This window comes from uncultured Streptococcus sp. (genome assembly GCF_963536705.1).
In the GTDB taxonomy this organism is placed as follows: domain Bacteria; phylum Bacillota; class Bacilli; order Lactobacillales; family Streptococcaceae; genus Streptococcus.
In genome coordinates this window covers 101224-116664 of record NZ_CAUTAP010000005.1, presented here as the reverse complement: position 1 = coordinate 116664, position 15441 = coordinate 101224, and the positions used below count along the sequence as shown (strand labels likewise).

At 48.7% G+C, this 15441-nt stretch carries 16 protein-coding genes; all 16 read right to left on the bottom strand.

Features of this window, described 5'->3' with window-relative positions; translation table 11 throughout:
• Positions 1-34: 34 nt before the first annotated feature.
• The 16 genes from RWX26_RS04690 to hemL all read right to left on the bottom strand — a co-directional run bounded on the left by RWX26_RS04690 (position 35) and on the right by hemL (position 15401).
• Positions 35-745 carry a dipeptide/oligopeptide/nickel ABC transporter ATP-binding protein gene (locus RWX26_RS04690; protein ID WP_314579685.1) on the bottom strand — a complete coding sequence of 237 codons (711 nt, stop codon included), beginning with the start codon at positions 743-745 and terminating at the stop codon, positions 35-37.
• A complete protein-coding gene (locus RWX26_RS04685) occupies positions 732-1523 on the bottom strand; it encodes an ABC transporter ATP-binding protein (protein ID WP_314579683.1) in 792 nt (263 codons plus the stop codon). Before RWX26_RS04685 ends, RWX26_RS04690 begins: the two co-directional genes overlap by 14 nt.
• Positions 1511-2317 (bottom strand): ABC transporter permease, encoded by an 807-nt coding sequence (locus RWX26_RS04680; RefSeq protein ID WP_111676348.1) that lies wholly within the window; start codon positions 2315-2317, stop codon positions 1511-1513. The genes RWX26_RS04685 and RWX26_RS04680 overlap by 13 nt, the downstream gene beginning before the upstream one ends.
• Positions 2310-3251: an ABC transporter permease gene (locus RWX26_RS04675; protein ID WP_111676350.1), complete on the bottom strand. Its 942-nt coding sequence runs from the start codon at positions 3249-3251 to the stop codon at positions 2310-2312. Before RWX26_RS04675 ends, RWX26_RS04680 begins: the two co-directional genes overlap by 8 nt.
• 91 nt (positions 3252-3342) lie before the next feature.
• Positions 3343-4950, bottom strand: a complete 1608-nt coding sequence (gene nikA, locus RWX26_RS04670; protein ID WP_314579680.1) for a nickel ABC transporter substrate-binding protein — start codon at positions 4948-4950, stop codon at positions 3343-3345.
• A gap of 94 nt (positions 4951-5044) precedes the next feature.
• Positions 5045-5854 (bottom strand): ABC transporter permease, encoded by an 810-nt coding sequence (locus RWX26_RS04665; RefSeq protein ID WP_268699213.1) that lies wholly within the window; start codon positions 5852-5854, stop codon positions 5045-5047.
• Positions 5847-6842, bottom strand: a complete 996-nt coding sequence (locus tag RWX26_RS04660) for an ABC transporter permease (protein WP_268699212.1) — start codon at positions 6840-6842, stop codon at positions 5847-5849. The genes RWX26_RS04665 and RWX26_RS04660 overlap by 8 nt, the downstream gene beginning before the upstream one ends.
• On the bottom strand, positions 6835-7818 hold the full coding sequence (locus RWX26_RS04655; protein ID WP_048772472.1) for a M14 family metallopeptidase: 984 nt from the start codon (positions 7816-7818) through the stop codon (positions 6835-6837). The genes RWX26_RS04660 and RWX26_RS04655 overlap by 8 nt, the downstream gene beginning before the upstream one ends.
• Positions 7808-8578: an ABC transporter ATP-binding protein gene (locus RWX26_RS04650; protein ID WP_223323135.1), complete on the bottom strand. Its 771-nt coding sequence runs from the start codon at positions 8576-8578 to the stop codon at positions 7808-7810. Before RWX26_RS04650 ends, RWX26_RS04655 begins: the two co-directional genes overlap by 11 nt.
• Positions 8575-9357, bottom strand: coding sequence for an ABC transporter ATP-binding protein (locus RWX26_RS04645; protein WP_223323133.1), 783 nt, complete (start codon positions 9355-9357; stop codon positions 8575-8577). The genes RWX26_RS04650 and RWX26_RS04645 overlap by 4 nt, the downstream gene beginning before the upstream one ends.
• Before the next feature lie 3 nt (positions 9358-9360).
• Positions 9361-10956, bottom strand: a complete 1596-nt coding sequence (locus RWX26_RS04640) for an ABC transporter substrate-binding protein (protein WP_223323131.1) — start codon at positions 10954-10956, stop codon at positions 9361-9363.
• Between the two features lie 116 nt (positions 10957-11072).
• Entirely contained in the window at positions 11073-12176 is a 1104-nt protein-coding gene (locus RWX26_RS04635; RefSeq protein ID WP_223323129.1) for an NADH-dependent flavin oxidoreductase, read from the bottom strand.
• A gap of 55 nt (positions 12177-12231) precedes the next feature.
• Positions 12232-12804, bottom strand: a complete 573-nt coding sequence (locus RWX26_RS04630; protein ID WP_125350964.1) for a histidine phosphatase family protein — start codon at positions 12802-12804, stop codon at positions 12232-12234.
• Entirely contained in the window at positions 12801-13529 is a 729-nt protein-coding gene (gene cobS / locus RWX26_RS04625; protein WP_314579662.1) for an adenosylcobinamide-GDP ribazoletransferase, read from the bottom strand. The genes RWX26_RS04630 and cobS overlap by 4 nt, the downstream gene beginning before the upstream one ends.
• The gene (gene cobU / locus RWX26_RS04620) at positions 13526-14110 is read right to left on the bottom strand and encodes a bifunctional adenosylcobinamide kinase/adenosylcobinamide-phosphate guanylyltransferase (RefSeq protein ID WP_314579660.1); all 585 of its coding nucleotides are present in this window, start codon (positions 14108-14110) and stop codon (positions 13526-13528) included. The genes cobS and cobU overlap by 4 nt, the downstream gene beginning before the upstream one ends.
• Complete coding sequence (gene hemL / locus RWX26_RS04615) at positions 14103-15401, bottom strand: glutamate-1-semialdehyde 2,1-aminomutase (RefSeq protein ID WP_314579658.1); 1299 nt, start codon at positions 15399-15401, stop codon at positions 14103-14105. The genes cobU and hemL overlap by 8 nt, the downstream gene beginning before the upstream one ends.
• Between the last annotated feature and the right edge of the window lie 40 nt (positions 15402-15441).

The window sequence follows — 15441 nt, the reverse complement described above, 5'->3', positions numbered from 1 at the left end:
AATTTTAAAATAGTTTAGCTGGCTGGGGCATGTGTCAGCTAAAATGTCCCTTGTCGCCTATCAACTTCTCTGTCACGTGGTGATGAGCCTGGATAGGAAGCTCAAAGTCCTTTATCTCATCAACGATTTCCCCGTCTGCCATGACCAAAATCCGATGGCAGAGAGCATAGCTCAGCTTGAAGTCATGCGAGATGAAAAGATAGGTCAGCTGGTATTTCTCCCACAAATCATATAAGAGGCGTAACAACCTTCCCTGAACAATGGGATCCAAACCGCTCAGAGCCTCATCAAAGATGAGAATATCTGGCTTTAAGAGCAGGCCACGGGCGATGCAAATCCGTTGGAGCTGGCCGCCACTGAGCTGGCGCGCAGGCTGATTTAGATAGCTTTTATCCAGACCGACGTCTTCTAGAATGGATTCTACCTCTTCTCTAGCCACATCTTTTGGCAGGGCCTCTGTCAAGACCTGCTCGACTGTAAAATGCGGATTGACCGAATGGAGTGAGTCTTGAAAGACCAGTAAAATTCTCACGCCAGACTTTTTGACTGAGTAGGGCAGGCCATCCAGTAAGACCTGGCCTTGACTGGGCTTTTCTAGACCGATCAGCAATTTAGCCAGCGTGCTCTTGCCACTGCCGCTCTCGCCCATCAGACCGATCATTTCACCCTTCTGGACGGTGAAGTTACAGTCTTTGACAACCGTTTTGTCCTCGAATTTTTTAAAAACATGTCTACATTCCAGCATCTTGTCTCACCAACCGTTCGTATGGATTCCCTAAGATAAGGTCTTGGCTATAGGCCTGCGAAGGACTTTCGAGGAGCTTAGCAACCGGCCCTTCCTCCATGATAGCCCCCTGATACATGACAAGCATCTTGCCTCCCAGCTCTCGCGCCAAATGATAATCATGGGTCACCGTGATGAGGGTCTTTCCTTTAGCCAACTGCTCCTTTAAGATGAGGATAATCTGCTCGCGATTGTGGATATCCAGCGCCGAAGTAGGCTCATCCAAAATGATGGTCTCTGGCTCTAGGCAAAGCAAGATAGCCAGCATGACCCGCTGCAGCATACCACCGCTGAGCTCAAAAGGATATTTCTTCAAAAGCTCTTCCGGCTCTCCCAGTCTGACTTCTTTCATAGAGGCTAGGGCCTTAGTCAGACAAGCGCTCTTTGAAATCTTGCTATGGCTGCGCAGGGTTTCCCAAAAATGGCTTTGAATGGTCTGAAAAGGATTGAACATAGCCATCGGATTTTGAGACATATAGGCCACTAGTCTCCCCCGCAGCTGCTGCCAGTCCTTGAGAGAGTTGCGCTCCAGAGACATGGAGCCATAGTGAACTTCTCCTTGCATGCTCAAGGATGAAGGCAGCTGGCCAATCAATATCTTGGTTAAGAGGGTTTTACCAGAACCACTCTCCCCAATGATGACCAGAGACTGACCCGCCTCCACTTCAAAGCTGATGTCCTGCAGTATGGTCTTTCCCTCAATCTGGGCTGTCAGTTGCTTTACTACTATTTTTTCCATATCTGTTTCCAGCCTTTCTCTTCAAAGCATTCGGCAAATAGATTAAAGGCGACCACAGTCAGAAAGATAGCCAGTCCGGGCGCCAGCATCATCCAAGTTGCCGTTTGAAAATGGCTTCTAGCATCATGCAGCATCATACCCCACTCGGTAATGTTGGGCTGGACACCGATTCCCAGAAAGGAAAAGCCAGAAATCATGAGAATGATATTCCCAATATTCATCAGCACAATAATCAAAATGGGCTTGTAGATAAAGGGCAGGATATGGGTTTTGAGGATATGAATCTGGGAGAGTCCCATGGTCTGGGCAGAAATGACATAGGCTTCCTCCTTGGCACTCTTGACCAGATTGGCTGTTACCCTTGCATAGTAGACCCACTCTATGATGACAATGGCTAGAATCATATTGGTCATTCCCTGTCCCAATATCCCAACAGTAGCTAGCGATAGCAGGAAGCTAGGAAAGGCGGAAATAACATTTGCAAACCATAAGAAGGTCGCTTCAGCCTTTCCTTGGTACCATCCGATCAGCAAGCCAACTGTGACACCGATGACCACTTCTAGCAGACTGATGGTCAGGGATAAAAAGAGAGAATAACGAGCCCCGTGCAGCAGACGAGACAAAACGTCTCTGCCTAACTGATCGGTTCCCAATAGATGAACAGCGTCAGGTGCCATTAGTTTATTTGAAATCTCCACGTGCTGGGGGTCGAAACTCGATAGATAGGGAGCAAAGAGAGCGCAGATGAAGAGGGCCAGCAAAATGACACTTGAAAAAATAAATCGTTTAGACATTGCTCCTCCTTTTTCTGACTCTAGGGTCTATCCAGAGCGGCAGCTGCTGGGTTAGAATATTATTTCCCAAGAATAATAGGCCAAATAAAAGCATACAGCACTGGATGATGGGCAGGTCCACAGACTGGAGCGCATCTACAAAGAGGGAGCCGACACCATTCCAGGAGAAGACTTCTTCGACAATCAAGGAGCCTGTCAGGAGATAGACCAAGGTCAGGCTCAGACCTGTCGCAATGGCTGGCAGGGAATTTCTCAAGAGATGATTCTTGACCAGGAAGAACTTACTGACTCCGCGCAGGAGGGCATTTTCGACATGGACACTGTTCATCTGCTCCAGCACAGCCTTACGGATCAAAGCGGTATATTGGCCAATCAATGACATGCTTAGGGTCAGACTAGGAAGAATCAAGCTGCTAAGGTCCTGCTTGCCCGAAACGGGCAGCCATCTGAGCTGAACAGCAAAAATCACAATCAGCATGTAGCCTAGCCAAAAGCTGGGCATGGAAACGCTGGAAAAGGATAGAAAGCGAGTGACCTTATCAAAGAGAGAACCTTTGTAGACTGCACTAAAAATCCCCAAAGGAATGGACGTAAGCAAAATAAGAGCAAAGGATGTCAAGCCCAGAGAAAGGGTCGACTGGAAACGCTCCAGCACCAAGGGCAGGACAGGAACCTTTAATAGATAAGACGTCCCAAAATCCCCACCAAGGGCCTTAGTCAGCCAAGCTAGATACTGCTGGGGCCAAGGTTGATTGAGGCCCAGATAGTCTCTGGCTTTTTCCAAGGATTGAGGAGTCACTTGAATCTTAGATACCCTTAAATAATTTTCTGCTTGATCCGCCGAGGATAGCTTGGCCAAGAGAAAGGTCAATACTGATATCATCAACAGAGCAGCTAAGAAAGAAACTATTTTTTTAAATAAATCTTTTTTCATAGTCCTTAAAAGAAAAGGGGCGGCTGCTAAGCTTTTCAACTTAGCAGCACTACTCCCTTTATATTAAAATTTGCAGTTATGAAGCCAGCTTTTATTTTTTCTCAATATAGCGCAGTGGGAAAGCATTTTCTTCTGGGGCAAAGCGCATACCATCGAGTTCTCCCTTGCGGTAGACGGAAACAACGGATTGGTAAGTGATTGGAATATAGATAGCTTCATCGTGGAGCATGGTGAGGACTTTCTTGTAGCCTTCATCGACTTTTGCCTCATCTGGTTCGACCAGAGTCGCCTTGATAATTTTATCAATTTCTGGCTTAGATGGCAGAGCTTCTAGGGAAACATTTTCTGGGTGGCCATGATCTGCTGGTGAAGTCAAGGCAGTCATCCAAGCGTGTGGGTCCCAAGGTGCTCCCCAAGAGAAGGTCAGCATCAAATCAAAGTCGCCAGTCTTAATATTTTCCCAGTAGTCATCTTCTTCCATAGCTTTGAGCTGAACATCAATTCCGATTTTCTTCCATTCGCCTTGGAAGTACTCAACCAAGTCCTTGTCTGTCGCCTTAGACGAGATATAAGGGACATTCAGACTTAATTTCTTACCATCTTTTTCACGGATACCATCAGAGCCTTTCTTCCAGCCTGCTTGATCCAGCATCTTTTCAGCCAGCTCGATATCATACTCATATGGAGTGATATTGGCATCAGAGTGAGGGGTAGACTTAGAGAAGATGGTATCAGCTGGTGTTTCTGTTCCGCGGAAAATATCTTTCGCGATAGACTTCTTATCAACTGCATGGTTCATCGCCTGACGAACAGTCTTGTCTTTGAAGATTTCTTGCTTGGCATTCAAGAGCATGAGGCGGCTGGACATTGGCTGAGATACATCTGTCGTGTACTTGTCATCCTTGGCATACTTGGCAAAGTTATCCAAACCGATAACGCCATTTCCATAGAGCAAGTCTACATTTCCAGACTCAAACTCCAAAGCACGGGTTTGTGGATCTGGGATAATCTTGACCGTTACTTCTTTCAATTTAGGCTTTTCACCCCAGTAATTTTCATTACGGACAAAGGTGATGTACTCATTTGCCTTCTTGTCTTTGACAACCCATTGACCAGTTCCGATTGGCTTTTTGAGGTTGTCCTTAGTCGTGTCGTCTCCGTCAGGGAAGGCAGCGTCAGCTACGAAACGGATCGGACGAATCATTGATAAATCATAGAGAGTCGCACTGTAGGCTTGTTTGAGTTTAATCTCAAAGGTATGCTCATCGACAACTCGATAGCTTTCCAGCTGGTTAGTGAAGTCAAACCAAGTGTGGTTTTTCTTATTTTCTTCTGAAAAGACGGTATCGAAATTGCGTTTGACATTCTCTGCATTAAAGTCAGAGTCATCTGAGAATTTTGCCTTTCTCAGCTTGAAGGTATAGGTTTTACCATCTTCGCTGATATCCCAGCTTTCAGCCAAGGCTGGCTCGATTTTACCATTGTCACCGTAGCGGACCAGGCCTTCATAGACCATATCCTGAATGACAAATTGGTCTGGATTGTAGCGGTGAGGATTGACATCCCCAAAGTCTTCGCCCCAAACCATGGTGAGTTTGTCTTTCTCATCGACCTTTTGGGAAGAGTTTGAATTTTGCTGGCAGGCTGCCAAGAATAAAGGCAGCAAGAGGACAACTAATAAAAATAATTTTTTTCTCATTTTTATTGAATCACTTTCTTGTATTCATATTTTTTATGATTGCAGTCCCAAGAGATAGGGGCTATAATTTTTTTAGCTGTTGATTTTTTGATGTTCAACTCATGCGGTTGTACTTGCTGTTCAGAGCGTCTCCGAACTTGGTAAAGAGGAGAATCGTCAGAATCAGCAAGATACAAGGGAAGACCACAATCCAAGGGGCTTCCTGAATGTAAATCCGTCCGTCATTGATCATGGCTCCCCACTCAGGCGATGGTGCCTGAGCTCCCAGACCGACAAAGCTAAGACCAGCAATTTCCATGATAATGGTGCTGATGTCAAAGCTCATAGTCGTCAGAATCTGAGGAAAAAGGCTGGGGAAATAATAGTTTTTCAGGCTTGTCCAAAAACTATTGCCATACATTTTAGAGGACTGGATATAGGGTTCATTTTTCAGCTGCAGGGTCATAGAGCGCATCAGGTAGGCATACTTAGTCCAGGCCGTCAGGCAGATAGCGATGAGGGTTTGCTGGAGACCGATGCCCAAGATACTGACGATGGCAATGACCAAAATGATAGAGGGGAAAGACTGAAAAGCCGTAATAACCAGCAAGATGAACTGGTCGAATTTCCCGCCGATAAAAGCGCTAGTCACCCCGATAAAGGAGCCCACCGCCGCAATCAGCATCAGAATCATCAGGGCTGGCAGGACTGTTTCCGCACCTCCGCTCACAGCACGTGCAAAGACAGACCGGCCTAGAGCGTCCGTTCCGAACCACTCACTGCTGCTCGGCCCTTGCAGGGCTTGGCCCAGATTGACCTTGGTCAAACTGTCACCCAAGAGATGAGGGGCCAAGGAGGATAGGATCAGAGCCAGGACGATGAGACCGCCCAAGACCAGGAGTTTTCGATTGATTTTCTTATCCATACGAACCCTCCTTGCTTGCTTTTAATTTCTTCATACGCGGTAGCAATTTGGGATTTTCCTGAGCCAGTCGGACGCGAGGATTGAGCCAAACCGTAAGCAGTTGAAAGACTAGATTTACAGTCAAGACTCCAGCTGTGATAAAGAGGACTGCCCCCTGAATGAGGGGATAATCCCGCTTGGCAACTACGCCAATCAGCATCTTGCCGATGCCAGGCCAGGAAAAGAGGTGCTCAATAATAGCTACACCACCCAAGAGCGAGCCCAGAGAAAGGCTGACTAAGGTGAGAAGAAAGGGCAGAACATTGTAAATCACATCATGCAGTAGGATATGTCCCTCTCGAATCCCCCGACCTCGCGCACCTTCGACTTCTGGTGAATGCAACACTTCTATCAAAGCGGTCCGCAGCTGCGGAATATAGCGAGTGGACATAATCATGGCCAGTGTTATGACTGGCAGGACTAGACCCAGCTCATTAGCCGTTGCCTGAATGGGAAACCAATGCAGCTGAACGGAAAAGATCAGAATCAGGATAATCCCCATAACAAAGCTAGGTATGGCATTCAGAAAAGCCAGACCTCCCATCAGGAAGCGATCAACTGGCTTTCCTGCATGGTAGGATGTGTAGAGAGCTGTCGGCAAGGAAATTCCCAGAGTTGCTAGCAGGGTATAAAAAGCTAGGTAGACTGTATTAGGAAAATAGAAAACCAGCTGCTCCCAGACCGAAGCTCCGGAATTATAGGTCACACCAAAGTCGCCATGGACAATCCTGCCCAGCCAGGCCAGATATTGCTCCATAAAGCTGCCATTCAGACCCATCTCTGCCCGCTTGATTTCCAGCAGTTCCTTGGTAAAAGGAATGCCCTGAGCGTTGAGGATGCTCTCAGCCGGATCTCCCGGTGCTAGATAAACCAGCAAAAAGGAGATAAAGCTGACGCAGAGCAGGATGAGGACGAATTGCAGAATTGTTTTGATAATAAATTTAATCATGCGCCTCCCTTTCAGATGTCTGGTAGCTTTCAGGCTTCTTGCTGGCAACGGCCAGCAGCACTTCGCCTTGGTGGACGACCAAGGTCGCTTTCTGATAGAGGACCAGACCGTCTTCCTTAGCAGTCACCTTTTCTAAAATATTGCCATAAATATCACAGATTTCACCGATGACCTGACCAGCCTGTACTGTTTGATTGGGCCGAACAAAGCACATCCAGCAGCCCGACCTCTGACAGGTCAGATAGTAACTGTCGTCAAAGATCAGCGGCGCCTGCTTATAATAAGGCATGGTCCCTTCAAAAAGATAGCGGGCGACTTGTTTGACTGACTCCTTCATAGCCAGAACATCCTCTGGCAGACAGGTGCCATTTTCCCCCTGCTCCAGCAGGATGCTAGGCAGTCCATAGTCTACTGAGGCAGCGTGGTAGAGATTGCCGCGGTCCTGAGATTGATAGATAATCGGTGTCCCAGAAGCCTGCAGCATCTGATAGGACTTTTCCATCACCTCTGGATTTGCCCGCAGAGAATAGTAACCATGAGGGGTCAGCAGTTCTTCCCGATTGCCACTATGCAGGTCAATCAGGAAGTCACTGACGCTAAAGACCTGACTCTCAATCACAGACCGAATCTGATAGCTGAGGCTGGAAACTGGCTCTTGATCCTGAAAAATCCTGTTCAGATTGAGGCCGTCCTCAGGTACAAGTGTCGTCTCCCGAGCCCAGAAGCCGCTGACATTGACTGCATGCAGGAGGAGGACAGAGCCTTGAAAGTTAAAGTCCCACTCATGCGCTAAATCCATTAGCGCCTTGACACCGACATACTCGCAGCCATGGACTGCAGCACTGATGGTCAGCAAGGGCTGGGAGGCCTGTCCTTTGAGCAGAGTGTACTGGATAGCCAGCTCATCTGTGATGGGCAGACTGCCCTGATAGCTGCTGCATGGCGCCATAGAGTCTAGTTGTTGCTTAATCCTCATCTTTATCCTCCCTGTACTGACTGAGTAGGAGCTTGGTATAGTCACTCTTGGGAGCAGAGACGACCTCTCGCATGCTGCCCTTCTCCTGCACGATTCCGTCCTTGAGGACGACCAAATCTTCCGCAAAATTGCTGACCAGTGCGATGTCATGAGAGATGAAGAGAAAGGAGGTCTGCGAACGCTTCTTGATATCTGCCAGTAGCTTCATGACTTCATACTGAACAGTCACATCCAGGGCACTGGTGATTTCATCGCAGATGAGCACATCAGGATTAATCAGCAGGGCACGGGCAATAGCTGCCCGCTGACATTCTCCTCCACTCAGCTGGTGTGGCAGCCTCTGAGCAAGCTCAGGTGTCAGACCAACCGATCTCAGCAAGTCACAGATGGCCTGCTTTCTATCTGACTGCTGCTGATAGAGAGAGAAGTTTCGACAGACCTCTTCTAGGCTCTGCTGAATGCTGCGCTTGGGATGAAAAGTCGACTGGGGCTGCTGGGCGATGTACTGGACCCGACCATAGTAGTCCCTATCCTTGTAGGCAGAGACTGGCTGGCCCAGTAGGGTTAGCTCCCCTTGGTCCGGCTTTAAAAAGCGGCAGATGAGTTTGGCAATGGTACTCTTACCAGAGCCTGATTCACCGACCAGACCCAAAGCCTGTCCCTTTTCCAAGCTAATGTCAATATCAAATACACCGATTCTCCGCTCGCCTATCTGACTGTACTCGTAGGTCAGTTGGCGACCAACCAATACTTGATTCATAGCAGCCCCCCTTCTCTAAATGCTGCTAGCTTAGGCACGGCCTTCAGCAATTTCTGGGTGTAGGCCTGCTCAGGATGGCGAAGAACTTGATGGGCTGGACCACTTTCGACAATCTGCCCTTCTTTCATGACGACTACTTTTTGCGCTAGATGCTCAGCCACACTGATATCATGTGTAACAAAGAGAATGGCCATGTTTTCCTCTTGATGAAGCTGGCTCAAGAGATTAAGCAGCTTCATTTTCGACAGGACATCCAGAGCGCTAGTCGGCTCATCAGCCAGCAATAGTTTGGGCCTGCTGGCTAGAGCTAGCGCTACACCGACCAGCTGCATCATACCGCCACTGAGCTCGAAAGGATACTTATTGACGACTTTTTCAGGCAGCAGCCCCACCATCTCTAGGCATTCTTCCAAGGGACGGAGATTTGCTGCTTTCTGGCCCTGATTTTTCACCAAGTCCTGATAATGCTTTTTGATCTTACGGCGGTTATTGAAGCTGAGACTGGCATGCTGACTAATCCAGGCCACTTCTCGGCCCACAAAAGGCAGATAAATGCGGTGGTCCTGGGGCTGAATTTCCTGCCCCTCAAAGGTAATACTGCCCTCTGTCACTGTCAGCCCCCTAAGAGGGAGGCCCAGCAGCATCTTGAGCAGGGTGGACTTGCCACTGCCACTCTCGCCCACAATCGAAAGGGACTCCCCCTCAGCAAGAGAGAGGGAGACCCGATCGAGAATGACTTTATCTGCTGACTGCACCAGCAGATCTTTCATTTCCAGCATGTTTTATTCCTTTGATAGTTTGTTGCTGACGTGATAGTAGTCTGTTGGATGGGATTCCAAACCAGAGACCGACTTGTCCATTACCAGAGCGACCTTGAAGAAGCCGATAATGGTAAAGCCGTAGTCCTTATCCATGATTTCTTGGATTTCCTTGCTGAGCTGATTGCGCTTAGCTGGATCAGTTTCAGTCGCCAGCTCTTCGATTTTCTTGTCTGCTTCTGGGTTGCTGTAGTGACCGATATTGGCTGTACCATTGGTCTTGACAGCACTGTTGAAGAAGGCATATGGATCACCGATAGGAGCTGCTACCACCGCGTAAGGTGTAAAGGCATAGTCCTTTTCACTGGCAACGGCACTGACTTCAACTTTCTTAATAGTCGCTTCGATTCCGACTTCCTTGAGCTGTTGCTGGGTTGCTTCTACAGCCAGCGGCATTTCAGGCAGACGAGTAAAGGACAGCAGCTCAATGCTGACTTTTTGACCGTCTTTTTCACGGTAGCCATCGCCGTCAGTATCCTTGTAGCCAGCTTCATCCAAGAGTTTCTTAGCCTTGTCTACGTTAAATTCATGGACGCTCTTTTGCAGGGCAAAGGCAAACCCTTTAGGGAAAGGTCCAACAGCTGGTACAGCTGAGCCTTTAAAGAGGGATTCTGAGTAGGTCTTCTTGTCTACCAAGGTATCTAAAGCCTGACGGAACTTGTCATCTGCTACGTAAGGATTTTCAAAGTTATAGTAGTAAGCTAGGTAGCGGGAACCTTCTACTTCAGAAATTTTGTAGTTCTTATCGGAAGCATAGGTACTTAGATTTGCATAAGGCAGACCATAGACAGCATCGACTTCTTTAGACTTGAGGGCTGCAGAAATAGCTGTCGGATCAGAGAAGTATTTAATCTTCAGATTAGCAACTTTTGGCTTACCATCCCAGTAGTCGTCATAAGCCTTGAGTTCTGCTCCGCTCTCAGGAGTGTACTTGGTCACCATGTAAGGGCCAGTTCCGACTGGAGCCTTGTCAGATGCACTCTTGCCAGTCGTATCCACAATAGCGGAGTAGGGCTCTGCCAAGAGATTCGCCATGATCGGCTGAACAGCCTTTGTCTTGATGGTCACGGTTTGACCCTCTGCAGAAATGCTGTCAATCCCCATATCTGATGCTGCCCGCTCGCTGGTCTTAATCAAGCGTTCCAGAGAAGCTTTGACCTTTTCACCGGTCATTTTTTCACCATTTTGGAAGGTCACCTTATCCTTGAGGGTGATTTTCCACTCTAGGTCTGAGACTGCTTCGATTTTCTCAGCCAGCCAAGGTTTTACCTCAAGTTTGTCGTCCATCTTAAAGAGGGTTTCTCCCACTCCGTAACGGACCGTGAACCAGCCATTGTATTCCGCTGCTGGGTCTACATTTGCTGGAAACTGGGTGTAGCCAATGGTTACAGTCTTACTGCCACTATCGCCAGTAGGCTCACTGGTTTTGCTAGGGTTTACACAGGAGGCTAGGGCTAGGCCTGCCAAGGCTAGAGCCATAATTTTTTTAAAATGTTTCATAAAATAATCAACTTCCTTTTCTATTTTGTAAACTACTTTAAGACGGTCTGTCCTAGTCAAATCTAAATACGCTTCGCTCTCTGTCTAAGGTGGTTCTATGTCCTGAAGATGAGAGAGCAGACGAGTGAAAAACAAATGATTGCTCATCCTCTTTCCTCCTTGGGGATGTGCTTGTCTTAATCTTTTCCTTCCAGATAGCTTCTAGCATCTTCGACAAAGGCAGTTGGCAAAGCCAGGTCAGCCTGCAACTCATCGCGATAAGTTCGGATAACTTCTGCCTCTCGGCCGGAGACAACCTTTTCTGCCCAGTCGGGGTCTAAGAGCAGGGCCTTGCCCAGGGCAAAAAGCGGAATCCCCGCATCCAATACTCGCTGGGCATCCTGCTTGGTCTCTATCTGACCGACACCAATCAGGGGCACTCTACCATTAATTTTTTTGATAATTTTCTGAATCACTGGCTCTGAGTCCTGAGAATCTCTGATAGACGATCGCCAGACATCAGAGGTCGAAATATGCAGATAGTCCACTTGATGATAGATGAGCTGCTCCAGCAACTGCAGGGTGTCATAAAGCTGGATACCTGGCTCTTCAATCTCTTCCGGAGAAAAGCGGTAGCCAATCAGGAAGGGGCGGTCAGCCTCTTCTTTGACTAGTTGCTTGGCTCTTTTCAGCAAGGTCTTTGGAAAGCGCAGGCGGTTGTTAAGACTGCCGCCCCACTTGTCCTGACGGACATTGGAATGGGGAGAGACAAACTGCTGGATCAGGTAGGTATTAGCGCCATGAAGCTCGACTCCGTCAAATCCAGCCTGAATGGCCCGTCTGATAGCTGACAGAAAGTCCTCTATGACCTGCTCCACTTCAGCGTTCTTGAGCGCTCTCGGCTCTGCCAGATAATCGCGCGGAGCCTTGACAGCGCTGGGTGCTACTGGCTGACCGTCAATCAAATCGGGCAGAACCATACGACCACCATGATAGAGCTGAACAATAGCCAGAGCCCCCTGGTCCTTGATGGCCTTGGCCAGACGGCTAAGCCCCTCAATCTTATCGTCCTCGGCGCCGCTGAAGCTCTCCGCAAAGGACTTTCCCAGAGGATGGACATAGGTACTGCCAGTAATGACCATACCAACCGACCTAGACCGGCGGGCAAAAAAGTCAATATCTGCCTGAGATACATAGCCACCCGGCTCACTAGCGCAGATGGTCATAGGAGCCAAGACAACGCGATTGCGCATGGCCTGACCATTTTTAAAAGTGAATTCATCCTGAATCTGTGTATTCATCTGGTCACCTCTTTCCCAAGATAAATCATGTCGTTTGTTTTTAAATAATAGAGCCTTAGAGTAAGGTCACCTGCCAAGTCTGGTCCCGCTCTTCCAAGAGCAGCACTCGTCCTTGGGGGACATCAATGTTCCAAAAAACAGCCTCTCGGTCAACCAAATGCTGGTAAATTAAGCGAAGGACTCCCAAATGAGCCACTAAAGCGATTGACTCATCAGTAGTATCTAGCAGGCGGTCTGTTGCTGCCCAGACTCTGGTCTGAAAGTCTGAGAAAACTTCTGCCTCAGGAGGCGTGACCTCAAAGGGGGCCTCCAACCAAGCCTGCCAGACTTCTGGAAAAGCCGCTTCAATCTCATCAGCTGTCAAGCCTTCCCATTGCCCGAAGCCCCGCTCGTCAAAGTCGGCTATAGGCTGGACTTGCCTTTCTGGAAAAGCCAGCTGGGCTGTTTCCTGCGTCCGCTTGAGACAACTGGTGTAGATTGCATCAACCGTACGCTCCTGCATCAGAAGCTCCAGCTGCCTAGCATCCTCTTGGCCCTGCTCGTTGATAGAGACATCATGGCTGCCGTAGAAACAGCGTCTGCGGTTATAGTCTGTCTGACCATGCCGCATCAGATACCATCTTTTCACCCTAGCACCACCAATCCCAAGAGATAGAGGAGCTGGGCAATTTCTACGTAGGCTCCTAACGTATCGCCTGTGTGGCCATCAATTTTATTATAAACGAACCGGCGATAGCCGATTGCTCCCAGAAATACTAAGCCATAAGCCAAGAGACCTCTCCAACTGAAAACCAGCAGAGATAAGAGCAAGGGAAGAAGCTGGGCAAGCAGGATATGACTCGTCTTGCTGCCACTGAAGAAATTTCCTGAGCCACCGCCTTCTCTGGCATAGGTCATCCGGTAAAGCTGTAGACTCAGACCGGCCTTGCCAATCATGGTCAGACTAGCCACGATAAACCAGCGAGGCTCTGGCAGATAAGGGTAGAGAACCAGCATCAGAGCATAGTAGAGAATGAGCGCCAGAACGCCATTGCTGCCAATCCGGCTGTCCTTCATAATCTCCAGCATCCGCTCCTTCTTACGAGAGGAGAAGAGCCCATCCGCCGTATCCGCTAAGGCGTCTAAGTGAAAACCACCTGTCAGCAGAACATCGAAAGCGAGGGTCAGAACCCAAGCAACCATTCCAGGCAGAACTAGACTCATCAGGAAATAAAATCCACCTGAAACCAGCCCTAGTAAGAGGCCAAAGAGGGTCAGAAAAGGAAGTCCCCGTCGCAGGTAGGAAATATCCACTGCCTTTGGAATCACAATCCGGCTAAAAAATTGGGTATAGATAATCAATGCCTTTATCATTTCAACTGCTGAGCGAGGCCGCAGATAACCAGATAAGCCTCACTCGCCTCCTTTGCAATCAGTTGGTTGATCTTGCCCTGCACATCACGGAAAAAGCGTCCTAGTCTGGTCTCTGGGACAATGCCCAGACCAACCTCGTCCGTTACAATCCAGCACTCAGCATTTGTCTGACGGATTGCAGATAGGAGCTCTTGCCATTCTTCTTCCAAGAGCTGCAGCAGAAAAGACTGCTCCTGCCGGCTGAGAAATTTTTCTTCCGTCAGCTCCAGCTTGTCTGGAAAATGCTGGGCAATCAAATCAAAGAGGCGATTGCTGGTCAGAAGTGTGGCACAGTCCAGCAGGTAAACTGGATGCGACTGCTCTCGCAACCAGTCCGCCAGCCCTGCATACTGCTCCTGAGTCGTCCATGAAGCTGGCCGGCGTTCTTGGTGCAGTCGAATCCGCTCCTGCCATTCTGGATCTTCTCCTCGAGGCAGGCCGGTCGCAATATAGCAAACTCGCTCTCGGTCCGCCAACTGCTCCTCCGCAAATGCCGACTTACCGCTTCTGGCTCCGCCTGTCACTAACACAATCTTAGCCATTTGCTTCTTCTTTCATTTCTTGAAATGCCCACTCAAAGGCAGCCAAGGTCTGGTCTAGGTCCGCTCTAGTATGGGCACTGGACATAAAGTTAGTTTCATACTGAGATGGCGCCAGATAAATGCCCTCTTCCAACAAGAGACTGTGCAGTCTTGCAAACCGAGCATGGTCAGCCGCCTTAGAATCCTCAAAGTTACGAACCGGCTTCTGACTGAAGAAGAAGCCAAACATGGTACCTTTTGACACAACTTGCAGATTAATGCTGTACTTATCGGCTAGACTTCGTAAGCCATCACAGAGGTAGTTCGTTTTCTCTTCAATCTCAGCAAAGAGTTCAGGTGTTAGCTGTTTCAGGGTTTCATAACCGGCCGTCATGGCAACTGGATTGCCCGACAAGGTACCAGCCTGGTAGATGCTGCCTAGAGGCGCTACCTGATCCATATAGACGGCCTTGCCGCCAAAGGCTGCGACTGGGAAGCCGCCACCAATAACCTTGCCCAAGCAGACCAGATCTGGCTCTGTCTGATAGAGGCCGACTGCCCCCTGATAATGAGCTCGGAAACCACTCATGACCTCGTCCACGATGAAGAGAGAGCCGTATTCCTGAGTGAGGGAGCGAATAGTACTGATAAAGTCCGCATCCGCGGGTATCAAGCCCATATTGCCTGCAACTGCTTCTAAAATGACACAGGCAATGTCGTCTCCGTGCTTTTCAAAGCAAGCCTTGAGAGCATCTGTAGCATTGTATGGCAAAGCCAGAGTTTCCCCAGCTACCTGAGCAATGACTCCGGCAGAATCAGCAATCCCAAAGCTAGCCAAGCCTGAACCAGCCTGAACCAAAAAGGAATCGCTGTGGCCGTGATAGCAGCCGATAAATTTAACAATTTTAGATCGCTTGGTCACTCCACGTGCTACCCGAATGGCGCTCATGGTCGCTTCCGTTCCCGAATTGACCATCCGCATTCTTTCCATGAAAGGCAGACGCTCCTGCACCAGCTGGCCAAGAGCGATTTCTCTGGGACTCGGAGCACCAAAGCTGGTTCCCTCCCAAATAGCTTCCTCAACTGCTGGTAACACATCCTTAGGAGCATGCCCCAAAATCATAGGCCCCCAAGACAGGACGTAATCAATATAGCGGTTGCCATCGACATCATGCAGATAGGCTCCGCTGGCTTTTTCGATAAAAAGCGGATGACCGCCCACAGCCTTAAAAGCCCTAACAGGACTATTAACCCCGCCTGGAAAGAGCTGTTGAGCCTTTGTGAAATATTGGTTGGAATGTTCTCTCTTCAACTTGGTCCTCCTTATCTAGAAAACTGCTGATTTTCCGCAG

What these genes read in the sequence shown, in the direction of transcription:
- RWX26_RS04690 (WP_314579685.1), bottom strand. Translation starts at nt 745, where the DNA reads ATGCTGGAATGTAGACATGTTTTTAAAAAATTCGAGGACAAAACGGTT.
- RWX26_RS04685 (WP_314579683.1), bottom strand. Translation starts at nt 1,523, where the DNA reads ATGGAAAAAATAGTAGTAAAGCAACTGACAGCCCAGATTGAGGGAAAG.
- RWX26_RS04680 (WP_111676348.1), bottom strand. Translation starts at nt 2,317, where the DNA reads ATGTCTAAACGATTTATTTTTTCAAGTGTCATTTTGCTGGCCCTCTTC.
- RWX26_RS04675 (WP_111676350.1), bottom strand. Translation starts at nt 3,251, where the DNA reads ATGAAAAAAGATTTATTTAAAAAAATAGTTTCTTTCTTAGCTGCTCTG.
- nikA (WP_314579680.1), bottom strand. Translation starts at nt 4,950, where the DNA reads ATGAGAAAAAAATTATTTTTATTAGTTGTCCTCTTGCTGCCTTTATTC.
- RWX26_RS04665 (WP_268699213.1), bottom strand. Translation starts at nt 5,854, where the DNA reads ATGGATAAGAAAATCAATCGAAAACTCCTGGTCTTGGGCGGTCTCATC.
- RWX26_RS04660 (WP_268699212.1), bottom strand. Translation starts at nt 6,842, where the DNA reads ATGATTAAATTTATTATCAAAACAATTCTGCAATTCGTCCTCATCCTG.
- RWX26_RS04655 (WP_048772472.1), bottom strand. Translation starts at nt 7,818, where the DNA reads ATGAGGATTAAGCAACAACTAGACTCTATGGCGCCATGCAGCAGCTAT.
- RWX26_RS04650 (WP_223323135.1), bottom strand. Translation starts at nt 8,578, where the DNA reads ATGAATCAAGTATTGGTTGGTCGCCAACTGACCTACGAGTACAGTCAG.
- RWX26_RS04645 (WP_223323133.1), bottom strand. Translation starts at nt 9,357, where the DNA reads ATGCTGGAAATGAAAGATCTGCTGGTGCAGTCAGCAGATAAAGTCATT.
- RWX26_RS04635 (WP_223323129.1), bottom strand. Translation starts at nt 12,176, where the DNA reads ATGAATACACAGATTCAGGATGAATTCACTTTTAAAAATGGTCAGGCC.
- cobS (WP_314579662.1), bottom strand. Translation starts at nt 13,529, where the DNA reads ATGATAAAGGCATTGATTATCTATACCCAATTTTTTAGCCGGATTGTG.
- cobU (WP_314579660.1), bottom strand. Translation starts at nt 14,110, where the DNA reads ATGGCTAAGATTGTGTTAGTGACAGGCGGAGCCAGAAGCGGTAAGTCG.